We start from the raw sequence: 19,969 nt of genomic DNA, 5'->3' as shown, positions 1-19,969 counted from the left end.
GGCCTGGGCGGGGCTGCTGACCTGGTGGAAGGGTGACTGGGCGCCCGAGGTCAGCCTCTACGTGGCGCTCTCCTTCGTCCCCGGCGTGGGGGCCTTGCTGCTCCTGGCGCGCCGGCGCTGGTGGGCGCTGGCGGCCTTTGGCGTTCCGCTGATGCTCGTGTTGTGGACCGTCGGGCTGGTGGGCCTGGGCCGCTACAGCGCGGCCGTGTGGCCCGCCTTCCTGCCCCTGGGGGCCTGGCTCGGCCGGCACCCCGCGCTGCGAGGGCCCGTGGTGCTCGGCTTCGCGCTGTTCCAGGGCATGCTCGTCTTCCTCTTCGTCCACGCGTACCCCATCAACTAGGGCCGCAAGGCGAGTGCCCCTCTCGTGTCAGTCGAGGGGCAGGAAGTCCGGCCGTGATGCGCTCTTCGACATGGGGCCGGTGGGCCCGTCGTTGAGGACGCACTCCCCCGCTATGGGCTCGGAGACCTCGCAGCCCGACTTCGGATTGCCCCAGCGCTCGGTGCGATTGAGCCACGCCAGGCTCCCCTCGAAGGTGCCCGGCGTGCGCCAGTCGAACGGCACCAGGGCGCTCCACGTGTCCCAGGCGATGCCGCGTCCGGTGTCATCCGCCAGGAAGTCGCCGTTGGGCAACTGCCGGTAGATGTGCCGGGCCGCATCCGCGTAGACGCCGTGGGAGCCCTGGGCGGAGAAGAGCTCCGGCCGCCAGCCCAGCAAGCCCATGCCCTTGTCGCCATAGGTGAAGGTCTGCCCGTTGGAGTGCTGGCTCAGGTAGACCTGCGCCGGCCGGCCCTCCACGAAGCGCACCGTCGCGTGCTCCCAATCCCCCACGTGGTTGCCGAAGGTGGAGTAGCCCCCCACGCAGCCCCAGGGTGAGTACCAGCCAATGCAGACGCGCTTGCCATTGTTGTACGGGTAGAACATCCAATACACCACGTCGGTCGTGGACGTGGGCAGCCCATTCACGGTGCGGGTGATGAGCTCCGCATAGACAGGCACGGGCGCCTGGTTCGGCCGCTGCCCATCCAGGAACTGCGGGTCCGTACACGAGTCACAGCCCAGGGCCTGGTTCGTCACCTGATGGCCGCCCTCCACGTGGACGTTGGCGAGGTGGAACTCCGTGGAGGAGGGGAAGTACGCCTCGCCGGGGTGCATCCACACGCGAGGGGCGAAGGCCGCCGCCGTCGCGGCGCTCACGGGCAGCCCCTGGAGCTCCGGGTGCGCCGTCGCGCTCTTGTTGAGGGCCCAGTAGCGACTGCCTCCCGTGTCGGAGTGGCTGGGCCGTGCCACGAAGGTGGCGACAGGCAGTCCCCGGTGGTCCCTGGCGTTGCTCTGCCAGAGGCCCACGTCGTTGTTCGCGCCAGAGCCGCTGTCGTTCCACACGGCGCCAGGGTCGGCGGCCACCACGTACTCGCTCTTGAGGCAGCGGATGAGGTCCGTGGAGGGCTTGCCGTAACCCAGCACCCCGACCGCGCCCAGGCAGGTGTAGCCGGCGGGCGCCACGGGCTCCCAGAACGAGCCATCGTGGGTTCCTCCGGAGCCCTTGTCGTCCCAGACCCAGACGTAGTCCACGGGGCGGGCGAGCAGGTCTCCCTCGCCCTGCACCACGAGCGCTGTCGCGGGAGTGGGGCCTCCGCCGCCATTGGGCATCGCGACATCGCCGAGTGAGTAATAGCCCGGCGACTGGGCGAGGTTGGGGCGCCAGATGGAGACGTCGTTGTTGGAGCCCGTGCCGCTGTCGTCGTAGATCCACTGGAAGGTCGACACGGGTTTGAAGAGCAGTCGCTGGCTGAAGCGCAGCGGAGCCCTGTCGGAGGCGAGGGTGAGGTCCGCGCTCTGGCCCGGTGAAGCGGTCGCCGCGACGAGCTTGTAGGTGCCCGGGGCCAGGGAGAGGGACACGCGCGCGCCCAGGTTGCCCGCGCTGTTGTCGTCCTCCGCGAGCACGTTGCCGCTGGCATCGAGCAGGTAGAGGTACGCATCCACGGACGAGGTGAGGGTGAAGGTCACCGTCGCAGTGGGGCCCACGTGGTCGACGAAGAACGTGCGGTTGCCGGGATGGGTGGGATTGCGTCCACCGGAGCCGAGCCATCGCCCATACACGGTGTTGCCCTGGAGTCCCGCGAGGGCGGCCCCCGTGTCGCGCGGCGACGTGTCTTCGACGGCCTCCAGCGAACCGCCACATCCCAGCGCGCCCACTCCCAACGATGACAGCACGAGCCAGCGGAGTGAACCCAGACGTCCAGCGAGCATACGGGCCTCTTCATGTCCCTGCGTGGACGCGCAGGATGCCCTCAAGTCTCTTCAAGACACCAGTCTGGCACCTGGAAGGAATGCGTCAGGGTGAGGGGACGCGAAGCTGGAGCGTCAACCGCACGTTGTCCGAGCGCAGGCCCACGGGACCGTCGAGTGCGAGGGCCTCTGGGGGAAGGTCGCCCTCCCAGACCAGCGCGTCGTCCGCCCAGACGCGCAACGTCACTCCGGCCAGCTCGGCGCGCAGGGTGTGTTCCTCTCCCTTGGAGGGCGCGCTCACCGCGCTGCGTCGGAACGGGCGGACGGTGACATAGCCGCGATTGCCACAGTCACTGCTGTGGTGCTGGTCGGGGTTGCGCTTGTAGTTGACGACGATGTCCGCTTTCGGAGCGAAGCGCCACATCACGTACAGCACGTTGCATCCGTCGCGTGCGCGCAGCTTGAGGCCTGCCTGCTGTCGCTGTTCTCCAGACCGCAGGGCCCGCTGCTCGCTGGAGGAGCCTCGGGACGAGAAGCGCAGCTCCGCGCGTGACGTCGTGTTCGTGCCGGGAACGATGGCTCGCAGCCGTGCTCCTTCCATGTCGAGCCGTCCATCGGTCCGCTCGCGCAGCGCGCCCTGCGTGACCCGCAACTTCGACAAGGGCACCGGGGCGAGGGTCGTCACACGTTCCTTCTCCCGCGCGCCCGCGCCTTGGGGAGCGCCGGGACTCTGGGCGTCACCGGGCGGAGGCCGAGCCCACCCGAGGACAGAGAGCACTCCGAACCCCAGACAGGCCACGAGGACACGGCTCGGGGCCCTGGCCGACATCAGGGACGCGTCGTCCCGAGGAAGGACGTGAGCGCCTCCACGTGCGCCGTCAGGTACGCCTGCTCCGCGCGCAACCGCGCCAGCTCCAGGAGGAGGTAGTCGCGGAAGCGGCGTATCTCCCGCGTCTGGAGTGCCTCCACTTCGCGAAGCTGTCCCTCCAGGTCCGACACGAGCGCGGAGACCTCCCTCAGCCGAGCCTCCTCCGTCCGATGCCGCGAGCGCAGCTCCACCAGCAACTCGGAGATCTTCTGATGCACGCCGTCCACGTCATTCGTCGTCGAACGTCGACGACCGTCGCGGGCCCGGGCATTCGCCTTGCCTTGCCACAGGTGGCCCAGGTCATACGTCAGCATGACCTGCCCGAAGAGGGGGACTTCCTGCTCCACGTCGAAGACCTCGTCATACCCTCCGCGCACGCTCAGCTCCCACGCCTTGGCTCGGCGCAGGCTTCCGGTGGCGACCTCCACCGCGTCATCCGCCGCGCGCAGCTCCTCCAGCAAGGGCTCCAGGCGCTGTCCGCGAGGAAACTCGGGGCGCGACGCCAGACGCTCTCGCGCCAGCGCGGTGTCCGTGCTCAGGGAGCGCAGGTTGTCCAGGCGCACCTGCATCGCGTTGAGTTCTTCCAGCGTCGCCCGGCCGTCCCGGAGGTCCGCGCGCAAGGCGTTGACGAGCTCCTCGGCGCGGGGCAGGGCGTCCTGGAGCACGCGGGCCCGGGCTTCCAGCGCCGAGTCCTCACCCAGCCCCATGCCCTGTCTCACCGCCGCCTGGAGCGAGGAGAGCGCCTGGTGTCGGCGGCACTCCGCCGCCGCGCGTCGGTGAATCTTGTGGCTCCGGTACAGGCCCACGAAGTCGTAGCCCAGGCCCGCCGTCACCCGCAGCTTCGGCTTGCCCAGCGCGACGCCGCCCTCGGCCTCACCGGTGTTCACCACGCCAAAGCTGCCGAACACCTCGGGTGCCAGCTCCAGCGCGGCCTCCGCGTCGCCCATTCCTTGAACCCAGTCGCAGTAGCCCGCGGCGCGCTGCTCCACGCGGGCGTCGGGAGGGGCCGGATCGGTGGGCTGCTCCGCGTGAGCCGCCGGGGTTCGCGCGGCGAGCAACACCAACACGCCGCAAGTGAGAGTCTTCCGCATGGGGCTTCTCCACGTCTTCATGTGCGCATGCCCTCACAGCACCAGGGGCGCGCGGCCCAGGTGCAGCAGGTCCTCGCGCGCCGACGCGGAGTCCGTGAGCTTCACCTCCACCATCACCCCGCGCAGCATGTGCTGACGGATGGGGTGTTTGATGGAGACCTCACCCTCCAGCACCCGGCCCACGACGCCCACCTCGCGGCACCAGACGACCTTCGCGGCGCACGCGAAGAGGGGCGTGCCCACGGCCGCGTTGTTCAGGTTCTCGTACGGCACGAAGGCCACCGTCAGGTCCTTCTCGATGGCGCGCAGATAGGGCGAGGCTCGCAGCGACACGATGAGCGCCTCGTAGCGCTGGGACACGTCGTCGAGCGCCTTCAGGTCATGCTCCAGGCTTCGCAGCGTCGCCACGGCGCGGGCCTGCTCCAGCACCGAGTGCGTGTACTCGCGCTCCAGGAGCAGCACGTCCGGAGTGATTCCCACGGGCGTGCCGTCCTTGCCCATGCCGTTCTGCACCGCCGTCAGCCCCGCGAGCTCCCGGTGGAGCGAGTCCACCCGCGTCTCCATGTCCACCGTGGTCTGCGCGAGGGCCAGGTTGCTCTGCGCCAGCTGCGCCAGGTGGTGATTGATGGTGAGCTTGTCCTCCTGCTGGAGCAGCCGCGCGCCATACATCGCGTCCGTGCGTGCGCGGGACAGCCCCGCGTACGCCCGGTTGGACTTGAGGATCTCCTCACGGGCCCGGCCGTACTCATGGCGCAGGGAGGCCAGTCGCTTCGCGGCGCGGTCCTTGGATGCACGCTCGCCGCGCAGGGCCACCAGGAAGCGCTGTTGGAAGGCGCGCTCCGCGGACACGGTGCGCTCCGCATCCTCGATGCGGTTCTCCACCGCGCGCCGCTCGGCGACGACGTGGTCTCTCGCCGACGTCTGCGCCGCGAGCTGCGTGTTCAGTGAGAGGATTTGCGGGTCCGTGGGGGACACCACCGTGGGCGTCACCCAGCCATGGCTCAGGAGGAAGAAGCCCTGGACCGCGAGGAAGGACACCAGCGCCGCCAGGATGATCCCCAGGAGCACCGAGCCCAGCAGCTTGTATGTGGACACGGCGATGGCATTGATGCGATTCGCGACACGTTGGTTCATGGCGAGCCCTCTCCGGCGGGGTTGGGCGGCAGTCCGCTCCGGTTTTCTTCGGTGGAGGGAGCCGGGGCGACGCTGGGGCTGCCCCGCGTCTCCCAACTCCCGGAGTCCAGTGTCAGCAGTGCCAACGGCGTGAAGAGCGCGTACGTCACCGGCATCAGCAGGGCCATGGGCAGGAAGCACGCCCCGTGCACGCGTCGGTCCTCGGGCAGATGCCGCGTCTCCAGTCGGTAGATGATTCCCAGCAACCCGATGACGAGGAAGTGGAACGAGAGGATGTCCAGGAACTCGCCGGTGAGGACGTTGTGGACGATGACGACGGGGTAGGCGAGCAGCAGCGCGAGCTGGGACACGTAATGGATGGTGATGACCGGGTGCAGGCGCCACGCGTGGGACAGGCCGCCGAGCAGGTCCACCAGGTTGGAGCGCCGCCACCGCAGCTGCTGGGAGAAGTAGCCGGCCAGCGTCGCGGGCGCGGCGGTGAAGCAGAACGCGTCCAGCGTGTAGACCGTCTCGTAGTCGTGTTTGACGATCTGCCGCGTGAGGAACCGGTCCTCGCCGTATTTGATGGGTATGCCGGCGATGGAGCGCGCCTCCAGGATGGGCTCCAGCTCCAGGAGCACATGCCGGCGATACGCGGTGAGGCAGCCGGACAGACACATCACCTGGCGGAAGCTGCGCTCCAGGTCCTTCAGCCACTGCTGGGCGAAGTGGAACTTGATCTCCACCATCCGCGTCAGCCAGTTCTGGTGCCGGTTCGTCACGTACGTCCGTCCGCCCACGGCCGCGATGCGGGAGCTGACGAAGCGGCGCACGAGGTTGCGCACCGCGGAGCGGTCCACGATGACGTCGGAGTCCACCGAGACGATGATCTCCGCGTCGACCGCGGCCTTCACGCCCCGGTTGATGCCCTTGCGCTTGCCCATGTTCTCCGGGTTGCGCATGACCAGGACATTGGCGTGTCCCTCCGCGGCCTTCAGGGCCCACGTGTAGCTGTCATCGTTGGAGCAGTCGTCCACCACCACGATTTGCAGCAGGTCGCTGGGGTAGTCCTGCTCCAGCAGGCTGCGGATGGCGTGGAAGATGCCCTTCCCCTCGTTGAAGAGGGGGATGACGATGGCGACGCGAGGCCGGTACGTGTCGTCCACCCGGTCGATGCTGGACCCGCGCAGGCGCCGCAGGAACGGACCGAGGATGTAGCGGTTCATCAAGACGACGATGAACAGCAGTTGGATGGGAAAGAGCTCCATCAGGTCCCGTCCCCCATCACGCCGCCACCCCTTCCCCGTGGCGGCCCGCGCCGCCCCCATTTCTCCCGTGAGGGAGCGGGGGGAAAGTTGGTGGGGGTTGGGCCCACGCCAACTGCCCCCAGGGACGGTGGAAGGGGATTGCTCACCCAGGCGTCATCGCGCGCCGGAGGCCGTCCGGTACGCGTCAGCGCGCCGGGCCCGGAGGGCACCCCCGAGCTTCTCGTGCTCGACGCCTGGGAGGCGTCAGTGCGCCGCGGGAGGCGACGGAGACGTCAGCGCGTCCGCGCGCTGGAGGTCCCGGGTCAGCTCCACCTTGCGGGCATCTCGCTGGGCCGCGGAGGTGAAGGCGATGCCCTCCATCGACTCGCGCGCGGCGATGGCCACCCGCGCAAGTCCGTCGCGGGAGATGAGGCCCAGCGCGAAGGCCTCCAGCGCGGCGCCCACATAGGTGTCGAAGAAGTGGATGCGCTTCTCGCGCCACGCGCGCCGGGTGGTCTCCGGGGTGTCCACCACGTCGTGGATGAACACGGCGTGGACGGCGTGCGGGGCGGCGGTGAGCATCTTGTCGCCGAACTCCACGTCGCCCTGTCCGCTGTCGCCCACGAAGACGAAGCCGTACTCCGGGAAGACGCGCACGTAGCGCTGGAAGTTGTCGAACTTCTTCGCGGCGATGCGGGAGTTGCCCAGCAGGTGGGTGAGGCTGCCGGAGAGCACGACATGGGGCGGGACGCCGTGCTTGCGCAGGGAGTCGAAGGTCAGGTTCTCCACCGCGCCCAGCGGGTCCATGGGCCGGGCCGTGACGAAGGTGAGGTCGCCCTCCCGGCCGGGGATGATGCCCGGGCCGCGGTCCAGTTCCGCGTAGAAGGCGAGCACGCCCGGGTACACGGTCTTGGATGGGTACCGGGTGTCCTTGAGGTTGGCGAAGAAGGTGTCGTCGATGTCGCTGAGGACCTTGTTCTCGCCACTGGGTGCCGCTTCGCCCTCGCGGAGGATGTGCGCGAGGATCTCCTCGCGCAGCGCCGGGTCGTCCACGTCGTCGAAGAGGAGCTTCTCCAGGTCCTGGTGGTTGTTGCCGGCGTCGAGCAGGTTCTTGAAGGCGGTCAGCTCTCGGCCGTGCACGCTCAGGAACATGTCGCGCAGGGCGCGCTCCGCGGTGGCGGGGGTGCCCCCGCGCTGGAGCGCTGTCACCAGGCTTGCGCGCACCGGCAGGGCCAATTGGGCGGCGCGCTCGCGACAGAGCATCGTCAACAGGGCGGTGTGGTGGTCCGGCCCGAAGATGCGGTCATCCATGTCCCCCAGCAGGGACTCGAGGTCGATGTTGGCCAGGAGGTAGTTCAGCTCGGCGGCGTTGGCGTCGCGCAGGAGGTCCAGGATGCGACGCTCCTCGCTGGTATCGGTGTGGCCGGCCATGAGCGTGCGCAGCGTCTCCAGCTTCTTCGTCGCGGCGTGCGGATCCATGTTGCTCCCCCCATTCCGGCGCGAGGCCGGACTTGGAGTTCCGAGCCTACGCGGGGTGCGGCCCGGCGTGGTAGAGGTGAGGCATGTCGACTGTCGCCGTTCCGCTGGAGCTTCGTCCGGACGAAGTCCATGTGTGGATTGTCGAGCCCGAGCGCATCCAGGAACAGCGGCTCCTGGACGCCTACTGGGGGCTGCTGGATTCAGGGGAGCGCGAGAAGCAGAAGCGCTTCCGCTTCGAGCGTCACCAGCGGCAATACCTGGTGAGTCACGCGCTGGTGCGGCTGACGCTGTCGCGCTACGCGCCGGTGGCGCCCTCGGCGTGGAGCTTCTCGACCAACGCGTACGGGAGGCCGGAGGTGCGGGGTGAGTGGGGCGCGCGCCTGCGCTTCAACCTGTCGCACACGGACGGCATGGCGCTGGTGGCGGTGGGGCTCGACGCGGAGCTGGGCGCGGACGTGGAGGACGCCCAGCGGCCGGGCGAGACGGTGGAGATCGCCGACCACTTCTTCGCCCCCCCGGAGATCTCCGCCCTCCGGGCCCTGCCCGCCGCCGAGCAGCGCGGGCGCTTCTTCGAGTACTGGACGCTCAAGGAGTCCTACATCAAGGCCCGGGGCGCGGGGCTGTCCCTGCCGCTGGACCAGTTCGCCTTCCACCTGGAGGCCGGCAAGGAGCCGCGCATCTCCTTCGATGCGCGGATGGTGGACACGCCGGAGACCTGGCGCTTCATGCAGCTGCGTCCCTCCGAACGCCATCAAGCGGCGGTGGCGATGCGGGGGCCAAGGGAGCGGCCCTTCCGCGTGCGGTGGCAGTTCACCGTGCCGCTGGAGTCGGACGCGCCGCCCCGCTTCGACGAGGCGGCGTGAGCCTCAGGCCGGAGCGGCCATCCAGCGCGTAAGGTCCTCGCCCAGCGCGGCGAGCATCGCGGGCTGCTGCTTGCGCAGGAAGAAGTGGCCGCCCTCGAAGTGGCGGATGCGGAAGTCGGCGTTGCGCGTCTCCTCGCGCCACGTCTCCAGGCGCGCGAGGGACACGTGCTTGTCCTCGGTGCCGCCCATGACGGAGATGGGCACGTCGAGCTTCACGGGCCCGGGGCCGTTCTCCCACCACGCGAGCGCGAAGTCCGCGCGCAGGGTGGGCACCAGCAGCTCCAGCAGCTCCCGGTGCTGGAGGATCTCCTCCGGCGTGCCGTCATAGCGCCGCAGCTCTTCGATGAACTGCTCCTGCGGCAGGTGGTGGATGGGCTTGCGGTCCGACTCGCGGGGCGCGCCGGACGCGGCCAGCACCAGGCCCCGGGGCAGCGGGCCGTTGCGCGCCTGCAGGCGCCGCGTCAGCTCCAGGGAGATGCGCGAGCCCATGCTGTAGCCGAAGAAGGCGAACGGCTTGTCCAGCAGCGGAGCGAGCACCGGCAGCAGCACGTCCATCAGCGCGGACATGTTGTCGAAGGGCTTCTCCATCAACCGCCGCTCACGGCCGGGCAGCTGTACCGCGCACAGCTCCACGCCCGGAGGCAGGCCTCCCTGCCAGCCGCTGTAGATGGACGCGCTGCCTCCGGCGAACGGCAGGCAGAACAGCCGCAGGCGAGGGTCTGTCAGCGGCTTCCGGGAGGGAAACCAACGTTCGGGAGAGTTCGGGTTCGGGGTGGGAGCACTGGGCATGGCGGTATGGTTCTGTCGCACAGCCGAGGAAAACGGGTCAAGGCCCCGGTACTTCGAGCGTGTTGAAGACTTCTACCCAGCGTACAGGACTGGCTGTCTCTGCTCGGAATTCGTGAATGAGTGGACTGGCGGGACTCCTCGGAAGACGTGCTAGCGTTTTTCGCGTGAGCTACGAGCTGTCGCACCTGGACGCCCTGGAGGCGGAGTCCGTCTTCATCATCCGGGAAGTGGTCGCCGAACTGGACAGCCCGGTGTTGCTGTTCTCCGGCGGCAAGGACTCCGCGGTGATGTTGCATCTGGCGGTGAAGGCCTTCGCGCCCGCGCCGCTCCCGTTCCCGCTGATGCACGTGGACACCGGGCATAACTTCCCGGAGGTGCTCGAGTACCGCGACGCGCGCGTGGCGGAGCTGGGCGCGCGTCTGCTCGTGGCGTCCGTGCAGGAGGCCATCGACGGGGGCCGGGTGGCGGAGGAGAAGGGGCCGCGGGCCTCGCGCAACCGCGCGCAGACGGTGCCGTTGCTGGAGGCCATCGAGAAGCACCGCTTCAACGCCGTCTTCGGTGGTGCGCGCCGCGACGAGGAGAAGGCGCGCGCGAAGGAACGGGTGTTCTCGTTCCGCGACGAGTTCGGTCAGTGGGACCCGAAGAACCAGCGCCCGGAGCTGTGGAACCTCTACAACGGTCGCCACCGCCGGGGAGAGCACCTGCGCGTCTTCCCGCTGTCCAATTGGACGGAGCTGGACGTGTGGCAGTACATCGCGAGGGAGGGTGTGGCGCTGCCGTCCATCTACTTCAGCCACCGGCGCGAGGTGTTCCGCCGGGACGGCATGTTGATGGCGTGGTCTCCCTACCTGCCGCTGCTTCCGGGCGAGGAGGTCACCACGGCGCCGGTGCGCTTCCGCACGGTGGGGGACATGACCTGCACCGCGTGCGTGGAGTCCGGCGCCGTCACGGTGGCGGAGGTCATCACGGAAATTGTCGCCTCGCGAGTCACGGAGCGGGGCGCGAGCCGGGCGGATGACAAGTTCAGTGAGACGGCGATGGAAGACCGCAAGCGCGAGGGCTACTTCTAGTGGAACTGCTTCGATTCGCGACCGCGGGCTCCGTCGATGACGGGAAGAGCACCCTCATTGGCAGGTTGCTCCATGACACCCGCTCGATTCTGGAGGACCAGCTCGCCGCGGTGGAGCGCACCAGCCGCGCGCGCGGGGACGAGTACGTCAACCTGGCGCTCCTCCTGGATGGCCTGAAGGCCGAGCGCGAGCAGGGCATCACCATCGACGTGGCCTACCGGTACTTCGCCACGGCGCAGCGCAAGTTCATCATCGCGGACACGCCGGGGCACCTCCAGTACACGCGCAACATGGTGACGGGGGCCTCCACCGCGGACCTGGCGCTCATCCTCGTCGATGCGCGCAAGGGCGTGCTGGAGCAGACGCGGCGCCATGCGTTCCTGGCCTCGCTCCTGCGCGTGCCTCACCTGGTCCTCTGCGTGAACAAGATGGACCTGGTGGACTTCGACGCGGCGGTCTTCGAGCGCATCCGCGAGGAGTTCCGCCAGTTCTCCATGAAGCTGGACGTGGCGGACCTGTCGTTCATCCCCATCTCCGCGCTGGGCGGGGACAACGTGGTGACGCGTTCGGAGCGGATGCCCTGGTATCAGGGCCCCACGCTGCTGCACCACCTGGAGAACGTGCACATCGCGTCGGACCGCAACCTCATCCACGTGCGCTTCCCCGTGCAGAGCGTCATCCGCCCCATGTCCTCGAAGTTCCCCGACTACCGGGCGTACGCGGGGCAGGTGCTGGGCGGCGTGCTGCGGCCGGGCGACGAGGTGATGGCGCTCCCCTCCGGCTTCACCACGCGCATCCGCGAACTGGACCTGGCGGGGAAGGCCGTGGCGCAGGCGTTCCCGCCCATGTCGGTGAATGTCTCGCTGGCGGACGAGCTGGATATCAGCCGGGGCGACATGCTGTGCCGGCCGGGCAATCCGCCCATGGTGGGGCAGGACCTGGATGCGATGGTGTGCTGGCTGGCGGAGGGCGTGTCGCTCCAGCCGGGAGCCAGGTTCGCGCTCAAGCACACCACGCGCTCGGCGCGGGCCCAGGTGAAGCAGTTGCACTACCGGCTGGACGTCAACTCGCTGAGCCGGGACGAGACGAGTCCCCGGCTGGCGCTCAACGAGATTGGCCGGGTGACCTTGCGCACCACGGTGCCCCTCTTCTTCGACGAGTATCGCCGCAATCGGCACACGGGCAGCTTCATCCTCATCGACGAAGGCACGAACGCGACGGTGGGTGCCGGGATGATCAACGGACCCGCGGTCTGAGGTGCGCATGAATCGGCAAGGCTCCGGATTCATTCTCTGGCTGACGGGCATGTCGGGCGCGGGCAAGAGCACGCTCTCGCGGGCGCTGCGCTCGCGGCTGGAGCCGTTGCGTCCGGTGGAGGTGATGGACGGTGACGAGGTGCGCACCTGGCTGACGCGCGGACTGGGCTTCTCGCGGGAGGACCGGGAGGAGAACGTCCGGCGCATCGGCCACGTGGCGCGCCTTCTGGCCCGGCACGGCGTCGGCGTCATCGTCGCCGCGATTTCGCCCTATCAGAGCTCGCGCGCGGAGGTGCGGCGGTTGGCCGCGGACGCGGGGCTGGCCTTCGTGGAGGTCTACATCGAGGCGCCGCTGGAGGCGCTCATCGCGCGCGACGTGAAGGGGCTCTACAAGAAGGCCCTCGCCGGTGAGCTGCCCCACTTCACCGGCGTGTCGGACCCGTACGAGGCTCCGGAGGCGCCCGAAGTCACCGTCCGCTCGAGCTCGGAGCCCTTGGAGGCGGGCCTTGAGCGCGTGCTGGCCGCGCTCCAGACCCGGGGACTCCTGGTGCCTCGCGCCGCCTAGAGCACGCGTTCCATGCGCACGTAGGGGCGCTCGGCCTGCATGCCCTTGGAGCGGCAGTGGTCGATGAACTTGTTCGACTCGATGAGCTGCGGGGTGGTCTCGTTGTAGACGAGGATCATCACGTGCCGCAGCCAGGGCTCCTGGCCCATGGCGTAGACGTAGACCTCCTTGGGCGTCAGGTGGTTGGTGATCTCCATGGCGCGGTTGCAGTCGGAGCCGTTGAGGCGCCGCGCCTGGTCCATCTTCCGGGGCAGCGGGTTGGACAGGAGCGGGCCGTACATCCAGCTCATCGGGCCGCCCTCGCACTCCATGCCGAGGAACAGGATGTCGATGGGGCCGATGATGTCGCGCAGGTGCTGGTACATGCGCGGCTCAATCGCGTTGGAGTCCGCCGCCATCAGGATGGACTTGCCACCCACGCGCACCAGGTGGGCCGTCTTGGCCTGGATGGCCAGGTCGCTGTGCTCGCCGAGGAAGGGCAGGCCGGTGATGGAGCCGCCGGGGATGGTGATCTCCTGGAGGTCGTCGATCTCCACCACGTTCTTGAAGCCCGTGTGGTGGAGCATCAGCCGCAGGGAGGGGTCCGCCAGCGAGTTGCCGTTGTTGCGCGGGACGATGATGGTGCCCACGCGGTGACGCAGCTGGAGGAGCGTCTCCATCATCAAGTGGTCCGCGTGGCCGTGGGTGAGGACCACGTAGTCCACGTGCTCGGGCAGGTCCGCGTGCGTGTAGCGCGGCAGGTCCGTGGGGAACTCGTAGCTGATGACGGGGTCGGTGAGGATGCTGACCTCCTTCGTCTCCAGCAGCACGCAGGCGTGGCCGAAGTAGCGCACCCGCACGCCCTCGCCGTCATAGCGGGGCGCCTTGCGAGGCACGGCGTCCGTGAAGAGGTCCGCGAACGCCGCGGCGGCCGAGGACGGCACGCCGAGCATCTCCGCCACCTGGCCCGGCGAGCCCGGGGTGTGGCGCATGCGGAACAGCGCGTCCAGGCCCTCGTGGCGGTAGGGCACCTTGAGGTGCACCGGCATGTCCTCCTCGAGGCGCGGCGTGCTGAAGATGTACGGGCGCCAGTCGCCGTCCACCTGCATCAGCGTCACGCTCTGCGAGGACTCTTGATAGAAGCGGCTCTTGTACAGCAGCGGCTCGATGAAGCGCGCGCTGGCGCGGTTGCTCAGGTCGTACGTGAGCTCCACGTAGCCGCGCAGCAGGTCCGGGACCTTGGGGTAGAGCGCCTCCAGCGAGCCGCCGTTGTTCGGCGCCATCAGCTGCTCCAGCTCCGCCACCGCCTTGGTGTACGCGAGCATGTGCGCCTGGTCTCGCAGCGTCCGCTCGAGCAGCTCCTTCACCCGGGCCGCGCGCGCCGTGGGGTGGTTGATGAACGGGCCACCCATCAACATCGGGTTCTTCAGCGCGGCCACGTGGACGTCGGGGTTGGCGACGAAGGACTGCATCAACTTCTGGTGCAGGTTCGTCACGAACAGCGGCGCGGTGGCGGGAGACAGCAGGTACCACCAGGCGTACCACTGGTTGTACAGTGGCTCGATCGCCACGTTGGGCTTGAGGTACATCGGTCGGTCCAGCATCGGTTCTCCAGGCGAGGTTTGATTATCTGGGAGGGCATGGAGACAGGGAAGCCCCTGATGACGTTCGCCTGCCTGCTGGACCTGTAAGGGTGGGCCCTGAGTCCACACCGCGAGTCTCTCCCTCTAACGGCTTTTAGCCCTCGCGGATTTCGCCTGCGCTACCATTACGTCGGACCTTCAAGAGTGCGCACGTTTTGTGCGTCAGCGTCCGGAGGCTTCTCCACGTGACGGCATCCTCGACTTCCTCTTCGGAGTTGCCGCTGGCGTCCTGGGCCCGGCGGCTGGCGCCCTCGGCCATCCAGGACATGCTGCAGATCATCACCCGGCCGGGCGTGTTCTCGCTTGCGTTGGGGCTGCCCGCCGCGGAGCTGTTTCCCACGGAGGGGATGGCGGAGGCGGCGGCGCGGGTGCTGGCGGAGCAGGTGGGGGCGTTGCAGTACTCGCCGACGCTGGAGCCCCTGCGCGAGCAGGTGGTGGCGCTGATGGCGAAGCGCGGGGTGCGCTGCTCGACGACTCAGGTGTTCCTGACGACGGGGGCGCAGCAGGGGCTGAACCTCCTGACGAGGCTCTTGCTGGAGCCGGGGCAGACGGTGCTCCTGGAGGACCGGGTGTATTCGGGCTTCCAGCAGGTGTTGGATCCGTTCCAGGCGAGACGGCTCACGGTGCGCAGGGATGCGCGGACGGGGTTGGACCTGGACGGCCTGGCGTCGCTGCTCGCGTCAGGGGAGCGGCCGGCGTTCTTCTACACGATGAGTGACGGGCACAATCCGCTCGGGACGAGCCTCGCGATGGATGCGCGGGAGCGACTGGTGGGCCTGGCGCGGGAGTACCGCATGCCCATCATCGAGGACGATGCGTACGGCTTGCTCCACTACGAGGAGGGCGGGGCACTGCCTCCGCTGCGCTCGTTGGACGCGCAGTGGGTCTATTACGTCGGCTCGTTCTCGAAAATCCTGGCGCCGGCGCTGCGGGTGGGCTGGGTGGTGGTGCCGGAGTCGCTGGTCTTCCGGTTGGCGACGGTGAAGGAGTCGAGCGACATCGACACGGCGACCTTCACGCAGCGGATGGTGCTCTCGTTCCTCCAGTCGGGGAAGTTGGAGGCGCACCTGACGCGGCTGCGAGGGGAGTACCGGCTGCGGCGGGACACGTTGCTGAGGGCGCTGGAGACGCACCTGCCGGCCGGGGCTTCGTGGACGAAGCCCACGAGCGGGATGTTCGTCTGGGTGGAGTTGCCGGAGGGGAGCGACACCACGGTGTTGCTGGCCCGGGCGCTGGAGACGCAGCAGGTGGCGTTTCTTCCGGGGCAGGCTTTCGGCGTGAGCGGCGGGCGTTCGGCGTCACATGGGCTGCGATTGAACTTCTCGAATTGTGATCCAGCGCGCATCGAGGAGGCCGTGCGTCGGCTGGGCACGGTCCTTCGGGCGGCTTGAGTCTGGCTTTGGACGCGAAGGGAAGGGGACGGGTGCTTCGGAGGCCCCCTCCCTTCAGTCGCCTATGGCAGCGTGACCTGCCTCGGGTGGTGGACGTCGGCCGAGGTCCCGTCGCCAAGCTGACCCATGAGATTGTCGCCCCAGGTCCAGACGGTGCCGTCATCGCGGACGGCCAGGGAGTGGCGGTTGCCCGCGGCGATGTGGATGAGGTTGGAGATGCCGGCCACCTGTTGCGCGGTGAGTTGGTCACCGGAGCTGGCGTCTCCGCGCTGGCCGTGGCTGTTGCTACCCGTGGCCAGGAGCGTTCCATCCTCGCGCAGGGCCAGGGAATGCTCGCCGCCGCCGGCCAGGGCTCGGATGTGGGTCAGCCCGCTCATCCGATCCGCTATCCGTCCAACTGTGTCCCGTCCGGTGCCGAGCTGTCCCTGCTTGTTCCATCCCCAGGCCCAGGCGGTGCCGTCCGTCAGCACGGCGAGCGAGTGGTCCATGCCCGCGGCCACATCGAAGACGTTGGTCAACGCATACACCGGGAAGGGCACGTGGCGGTGGGTGTTCGTTCCATCGCCGAGCTGGCCGACGACGTTGAGGCCCCAGGCCCAAAGGGTGCCGTCATCGCGCAGGGCGAGTGAGTGGTACCCACCCGCGGCGATTCGGGTGACGTGGGTGAGGCCGGGCACCTGAACAGGCACGCTTCGGTCGGTGGTTGTTCCGTCGCCAAGCTGGCCGAAGAGGTTGCTGCCCCAGACCCAGACGGTGCCGTCTTCGCGCAGGGCGAGCGAATGTTTCATGCCCACGGCGATTCGGGTGACGTGGGTGAGGTTGGGTACCTGGATGGCTTTGCGGCTGATGACCGTTGTCCCATCGCCGAGTGTGCCGGAAGCATTGGTGCCCCATGCCCAGAGGGTGCCGTCGCCACGCAGGGCCAGTGAGTGCGTGTCGCCCACGGCGATGGCGACGATGTCGGTGAGTCCAGACACCTGCACCGGGGAGGGGCGCCGGAGGAAGGTCCCATCGCCAATCTGGCCGTTGTCGTTGTCACCCCATGCCCAGACGGTGCCATCCTCGCGCAGGGCCAGTGAGTGGTGGTCGTCCGAGGCGACGTGAAGCACACCTGTCAGCCCGGGGACCTGGGTGGGTGTGTGGCGTCGAGGAGGCGCTCCCACGCCGAGGCGCCCGTCTCCGTTGTGGCCCCAGGCCAGCGGGGTGTCGTCACGAAGGAGCGCGAGAGAGTGCTCCTCGCTGGCGGAGACGGAAACGACGCCGGTCAGCTCCGGCACCTGGACGGGCGTGTGGCGGTCCACCGCCGTTCCATCTCCCAGTTGACCGTAATAGTTTTCCCCCCACGCCCAGACCGTCCCGTCGTCACGCGTGGCCAGGGAGTGGCTGGTTCCCACTTCGAGGGTCGTCACACCTCTCAACCCGGTGACTTCCACGGGCTCGTTCCGGGAGAACTCCGTCCCATCTCCCAGGGCGCCTTTGTAATTGAAGCCCCATGCCCAGACGCTGCCGTTGGTGAGGAGGGCCATGGACCGGCCCAGGCCGCCGGAGAGGGCAACGACCGGCCCCAACCCCGCGATTCGCACGGGCGTGGAGCGGTCAGTGGTCGTTCCATCGCCGAGCTGGCCCGAGGCGTTGAAGCCCCACGCCCATGCGGTGCCGTCCGCGCGCACCGCCAGGGATTGAGAGGCTTTGCCGACGGCGACGCGGGTGACTCGATTCAGCCCCGATACCGGCACGGGCGACCTTCGGGTCGTGGTCGTTCCGTCGCCAAGCTGGCCGAAAGAGTTGCTACCCCATGTCCGGAGGGTGCCGTCCTCGCGGAGCGCGATGGAGTGATAGCTCCCCGCGGCGATGCTGATGACCCGGGTCAGCCCGAGCAGCTGTGTGGGCGTGGAACGGTCCGTGGTCGTTCCATCGCCGAGCTGGCCGCGGACGTTGTAGCCCCAGGCCCAGACAGTGCCGTCCTCGCGCAGGGCCAGCGAGTGGGACTCTCCCGCGGCCACGGCGGTGATGTTCGTCAATCCGGCCACCTGGACAGGGGTGTCGCGGTCGAGGGCGGTCCCATCGCCAAGCTGGCCGAAAGCGTTGCTACCCCATGCCCAGACGGTGCCATCCGCGCGCAAGGCCAGCGAGTGGCGAGCGCCCCCGGAGACCATGGGGCCCGTGCAGGGGCGGGCTGACAGCAGGAACGTCTGGGTGGTGGAGAGGTTGTCATCATCCGTCACGGTGGCGGTGACGGAGATGCGAGTCCCCGCGGGCAGACAGGGGGGCGCGGTCCACTTCACCTCGCTGATGTTGACTGTGTCGGTCTGAGTCCCGAGCGAGCCCGTGCTGGCCGTCCACGTGTAGGTGAGCTGGGGCGTCTTGTCGTCCCGCGTGATGACTCGGAGGGAGACCACCTCTCCAGGCCTGGTGTTGACGGCGGACTGGGTGGTTTCGATGAGCGTGGGCGGCTCGAGAGGAGGGCCAGCATCGGGTGGGCCCGCGTCTGGGGTGCAGCTCGCGGGGGTTGTCGTACAATCGTCGGTCGGCTCCGGGTTGGAGGAGCAGCCGGCGCCGAGGGTCAGCAACGCCGAGGCCAGCAGGAGTGGGAGGGCGAAACGACTGTGTCGCTGCATGGGCATTTCAATCCTTGCGAAGATTCGAGGGACTGAAGGGCTGCGGACGGTGTTCGGCACGCGGGCGCTGGCAATCGCAGCCTACTTCATGCCGGGTTCACATGAAGTGAACGAGGGGCCGACTCCGGGCCACCTGTGCACCCAGCGTGCCCCGCCTGCTCCCACGAAGAGGAGTCACTCGAGAATGCAGGGGTGTGCACGCCCATGTATGCCCAATGACGCACGTGTATAGGGGGCTGCACAGCTGGCCCTCCGCACCACACGCGGGTCCTTGGCGGGGTCGTGATGTCTGTGATGCCTTCTGTCGCGATCAGGTCGGGCTCGCGAGCCGGCGCGAACCGCTGAGGCGGTACGCCGGCTCGGTGTGTCGCAGCGAGCCGCCTACGGGTGGGGCTGGGACGTCGGAGCAGGGGCGGCGGGCTTGTTCTCCGCGCCTTCGATCTTCAACTGCTCGAGGGCGTCTTCCTTCACCTCGATCTTCGCCTGGGCCTTCAGTCCGTCGATGAAGCCCTCCATCGCCTTGGAGCGGCGCTCGCCCGTCAGGCGCGCCTCGATGCGCGGCTTCGCCTGCTCGAAGGTCTGGTTCATCCCGACCTGCCGGCTCTGGAACTTCACCAGGTGGAAGCCTTTGTCGGTCTCCACGACCTGGCCAATCTCAGACGACGACTTCAGACCGAACGCCGCATCCGCCAGCGCGGCGCCCCAGGCCTGGGTCAGCTCCTCCCGGCTGCGGAAGCCCAGGTCGCCCCCGGCGGCCTTGGTGGCGGAATCCTGGGACTGCTGTGTGGCCGCCATTTCGAAGGCGCTCTTGATGGGGCCGGCTTCCTTTGTCTTCAGGTCCGCGAGCAGCTTCACCACGGTGGTGCGCGCCTGCGTGCGCTTCGCGGCGTCAGCCGGCGGCGCCTCCAGGAAGATGTGGCTCACCCGGACGCGCTCGGGCTTCACGAACTCGGAGGTGTGCTCGTCGAAGTACTTGCGCAGCTCCGGCTCGGAAATCGTCCCGGCGGCGGCCTCCTGCTGCTTTCGCAGCAGCTTCTGCACCATCACCTTCTCCAGCGTCGCCTTGATCTCCGGGTCCTTTTCCAGCCCCTGCTTGCGAGCTTCCTGCACCAGCAGCTCGAAGCGGATGAGGTTGTCCAGGAACTCCTTCTTCTTCTCCAGTGTGGCGTAGCGGCTGCGCACGAACAGCGGCTGCTCGTCCAGCTTCGCCTTCACCTCCTGGGTCGACAGGGAGCGGCCATTGACGACCGCGACCGCGGGGCCCGTGTCCTTGGCGCTCTGTTCCGCTGGGGGGGCGCTGCCACCGCCACAGGCGGAGAGGGCGAGGACGGCGACGATGGCGGACAGGACTCGGGTTCGGACGGAGGGCGTGTGCATGGGCGGACTCGACCAGCGTATATCCAACAGGGTGGGAGGTGCGAACCCCGTTGTTCCGAGTGAGCATCCAAGCGCGCCCATGCCCTGAAGGCCCCGTGTGCCAGCCAGGCGCGGCTCTCCCTGGTGTGATGACGGCCACCCCGGTGGAACGTCCTGCCCGCAGTCACGGCTCCTTGGGTTGTTGTGGCGAGCAGGCGCGAGCAAATGCCCGCTCGGGGGTCCACTGGCAGGGGCTCAGGAACCCACCCAGACTGACCACCAGACTCACGATGCCCAGGGCAATCCAGAGGAGGAGGACGCGTTGGGTCGCGAGGCGTGACAACGGCAGGGGGATGAACATCCGGGGTCCTCTCCTCTCGCGAACAGGGTGTGTCCGGTAGGAGAGCAGGGTGG

At 68.6% G+C, this 19,969-nt stretch carries 16 protein-coding genes and 1 pseudogene; 6 read left to right on the top strand and 11 right to left on the bottom strand.

What is annotated here, in order from left to right; all coding sequences use genetic code 11:
* Positions 1-340: pseudogene (locus HR086_RS17465) on the top strand (hypothetical protein); the annotation flags it as partial.
* A 27-nt stretch (positions 341-367) separates the two neighbouring features.
* On the opposite strand, the gene HR086_RS17460 reads toward HR086_RS17465, so the two are convergent.
* The 6 genes from HR086_RS17460 to HR086_RS17435 all read right to left on the bottom strand — a co-directional run bounded on the left by HR086_RS17460 (position 368) and on the right by HR086_RS17435 (position 8,025).
* A complete protein-coding gene (locus HR086_RS17460) occupies positions 368-2,248 on the bottom strand; it encodes a Vps62-related protein (RefSeq protein ID WP_174466172.1) in 1,881 nt (626 codons plus the stop codon).
* An 85-nt stretch (positions 2,249-2,333) separates the two neighbouring features.
* The gene (locus HR086_RS17455) at positions 2,334-2,912 is read right to left on the bottom strand and encodes a hypothetical protein (RefSeq protein WP_373564313.1); all 579 of its coding nucleotides are present in this window, start codon (positions 2,910-2,912) and stop codon (positions 2,334-2,336) included.
* A 143-nt stretch (positions 2,913-3,055) separates the two neighbouring features.
* The gene (locus HR086_RS17450) at positions 3,056-4,186 is read right to left on the bottom strand and encodes a hypothetical protein (protein ID WP_174466170.1); all 1,131 of its coding nucleotides are present in this window, start codon (positions 4,184-4,186) and stop codon (positions 3,056-3,058) included.
* Between the two features lie 33 nt (positions 4,187-4,219).
* A complete protein-coding gene (locus tag HR086_RS17445) occupies positions 4,220-5,320 on the bottom strand; it encodes a hypothetical protein (protein WP_174466169.1) in 1,101 nt (366 codons plus the stop codon).
* On the bottom strand, positions 5,317-6,567 hold the full coding sequence (locus HR086_RS17440) for a glycosyltransferase family 2 protein (RefSeq protein WP_174466168.1): 1,251 nt from the start codon (positions 6,565-6,567) through the stop codon (positions 5,317-5,319). Before HR086_RS17440 ends, HR086_RS17445 begins: the two co-directional genes overlap by 4 nt.
* A gap of 243 nt (positions 6,568-6,810) precedes the next feature.
* Entirely contained in the window at positions 6,811-8,025 is a 1,215-nt protein-coding gene (locus HR086_RS17435; protein WP_141644541.1) for a phosphatase domain-containing protein, read from the bottom strand.
* A gap of 83 nt (positions 8,026-8,108) precedes the next feature.
* On the opposite strand from HR086_RS17435, the gene HR086_RS17430 reads away from it, so the two are divergent.
* Positions 8,109-8,888 (top strand): 4'-phosphopantetheinyl transferase superfamily protein, encoded by a 780-nt coding sequence (locus HR086_RS17430; RefSeq protein WP_141644540.1) that lies wholly within the window; start codon positions 8,109-8,111, stop codon positions 8,886-8,888.
* A 3-nt stretch (positions 8,889-8,891) separates the two neighbouring features.
* Here the strand turns inward: HR086_RS17430 and HR086_RS17425 are convergent, their stop codons facing one another.
* The gene (locus HR086_RS17425) at positions 8,892-9,677 is read right to left on the bottom strand and encodes a thioesterase II family protein (RefSeq protein ID WP_141644539.1); all 786 of its coding nucleotides are present in this window, start codon (positions 9,675-9,677) and stop codon (positions 8,892-8,894) included.
* A gap of 164 nt (positions 9,678-9,841) precedes the next feature.
* Here HR086_RS17425 and cysD point away from each other — a divergent pair, with 164 nt between their 5' ends.
* The 3 genes from cysD to cysC are packed head-to-tail and all read left to right on the top strand — an operon-like array spanning position 9,842 to position 12,568.
* Positions 9,842-10,747 (top strand): sulfate adenylyltransferase subunit CysD, encoded by a 906-nt coding sequence (gene cysD, locus HR086_RS17420; protein ID WP_220137878.1) that lies wholly within the window; start codon positions 9,842-9,844, stop codon positions 10,745-10,747.
* Positions 10,747-12,003 carry a GTP-binding protein gene (locus HR086_RS17415; protein ID WP_174466167.1) on the top strand — a complete coding sequence of 419 codons (1,257 nt, stop codon included), beginning with the start codon at positions 10,747-10,749 and terminating at the stop codon, positions 12,001-12,003. The genes cysD and HR086_RS17415 overlap by 1 nt, the downstream gene beginning before the upstream one ends.
* Before the next feature lie 7 nt (positions 12,004-12,010).
* Complete coding sequence (cysC, locus tag HR086_RS17410) at positions 12,011-12,568, top strand: adenylyl-sulfate kinase (protein WP_174466166.1); 558 nt, start codon at positions 12,011-12,013, stop codon at positions 12,566-12,568.
* On the opposite strand, the gene HR086_RS17405 is transcribed toward cysC, so the two are convergent.
* A complete protein-coding gene (locus HR086_RS17405) occupies positions 12,565-14,151 on the bottom strand; it encodes an MBL fold metallo-hydrolase (protein WP_141644535.1) in 1,587 nt (528 codons plus the stop codon). The genes cysC and HR086_RS17405 overlap by 4 nt on opposite strands.
* Before the next feature lie 224 nt (positions 14,152-14,375).
* Here HR086_RS17405 and HR086_RS17400 point away from each other — a divergent pair, with 224 nt between their 5' ends.
* Positions 14,376-15,581, top strand: a complete 1,206-nt coding sequence (locus HR086_RS17400) for a PLP-dependent aminotransferase family protein (RefSeq protein ID WP_174466165.1) — start codon at positions 14,376-14,378, stop codon at positions 15,579-15,581.
* Between the two features lie 62 nt (positions 15,582-15,643).
* On the opposite strand, the gene HR086_RS17395 is transcribed toward HR086_RS17400, so the two are convergent.
* The 3 genes from HR086_RS17395 to HR086_RS17385 all read right to left on the bottom strand — a co-directional run bounded on the left by HR086_RS17395 (position 15,644) and on the right by HR086_RS17385 (position 19,916).
* Positions 15,644-18,199 (bottom strand): RCC1 repeat-containing protein, encoded by a 2,556-nt coding sequence (locus HR086_RS17395; RefSeq protein ID WP_254626364.1) that lies wholly within the window; start codon positions 18,197-18,199, stop codon positions 15,644-15,646.
* A 381-nt stretch (positions 18,200-18,580) separates the two neighbouring features.
* Entirely contained in the window at positions 18,581-19,576 is a 996-nt protein-coding gene (locus tag HR086_RS17390; protein WP_174455311.1) for a peptidyl-prolyl cis-trans isomerase, read from the bottom strand.
* 163 nt (positions 19,577-19,739) lie between these two features.
* A complete protein-coding gene (locus tag HR086_RS17385; RefSeq protein WP_174455312.1) occupies positions 19,740-19,916 on the bottom strand; it encodes a hypothetical protein in 177 nt (58 codons plus the stop codon).
* Between the last annotated feature and the right edge of the window lie 53 nt (positions 19,917-19,969).

This window comes from Myxococcus sp. CA039A (assembly GCF_013336645.1).
Taxonomy (GTDB): domain Bacteria; phylum Myxococcota; class Myxococcia; order Myxococcales; family Myxococcaceae; genus Myxococcus; species Myxococcus llanfairpwllgwyngyllgogerychwyrndrobwllllantysiliogogogochensis.
Note: the sequence above shows the minus strand (reverse complement) of the source record. Positions and strands in the feature narration are given on the sequence as shown.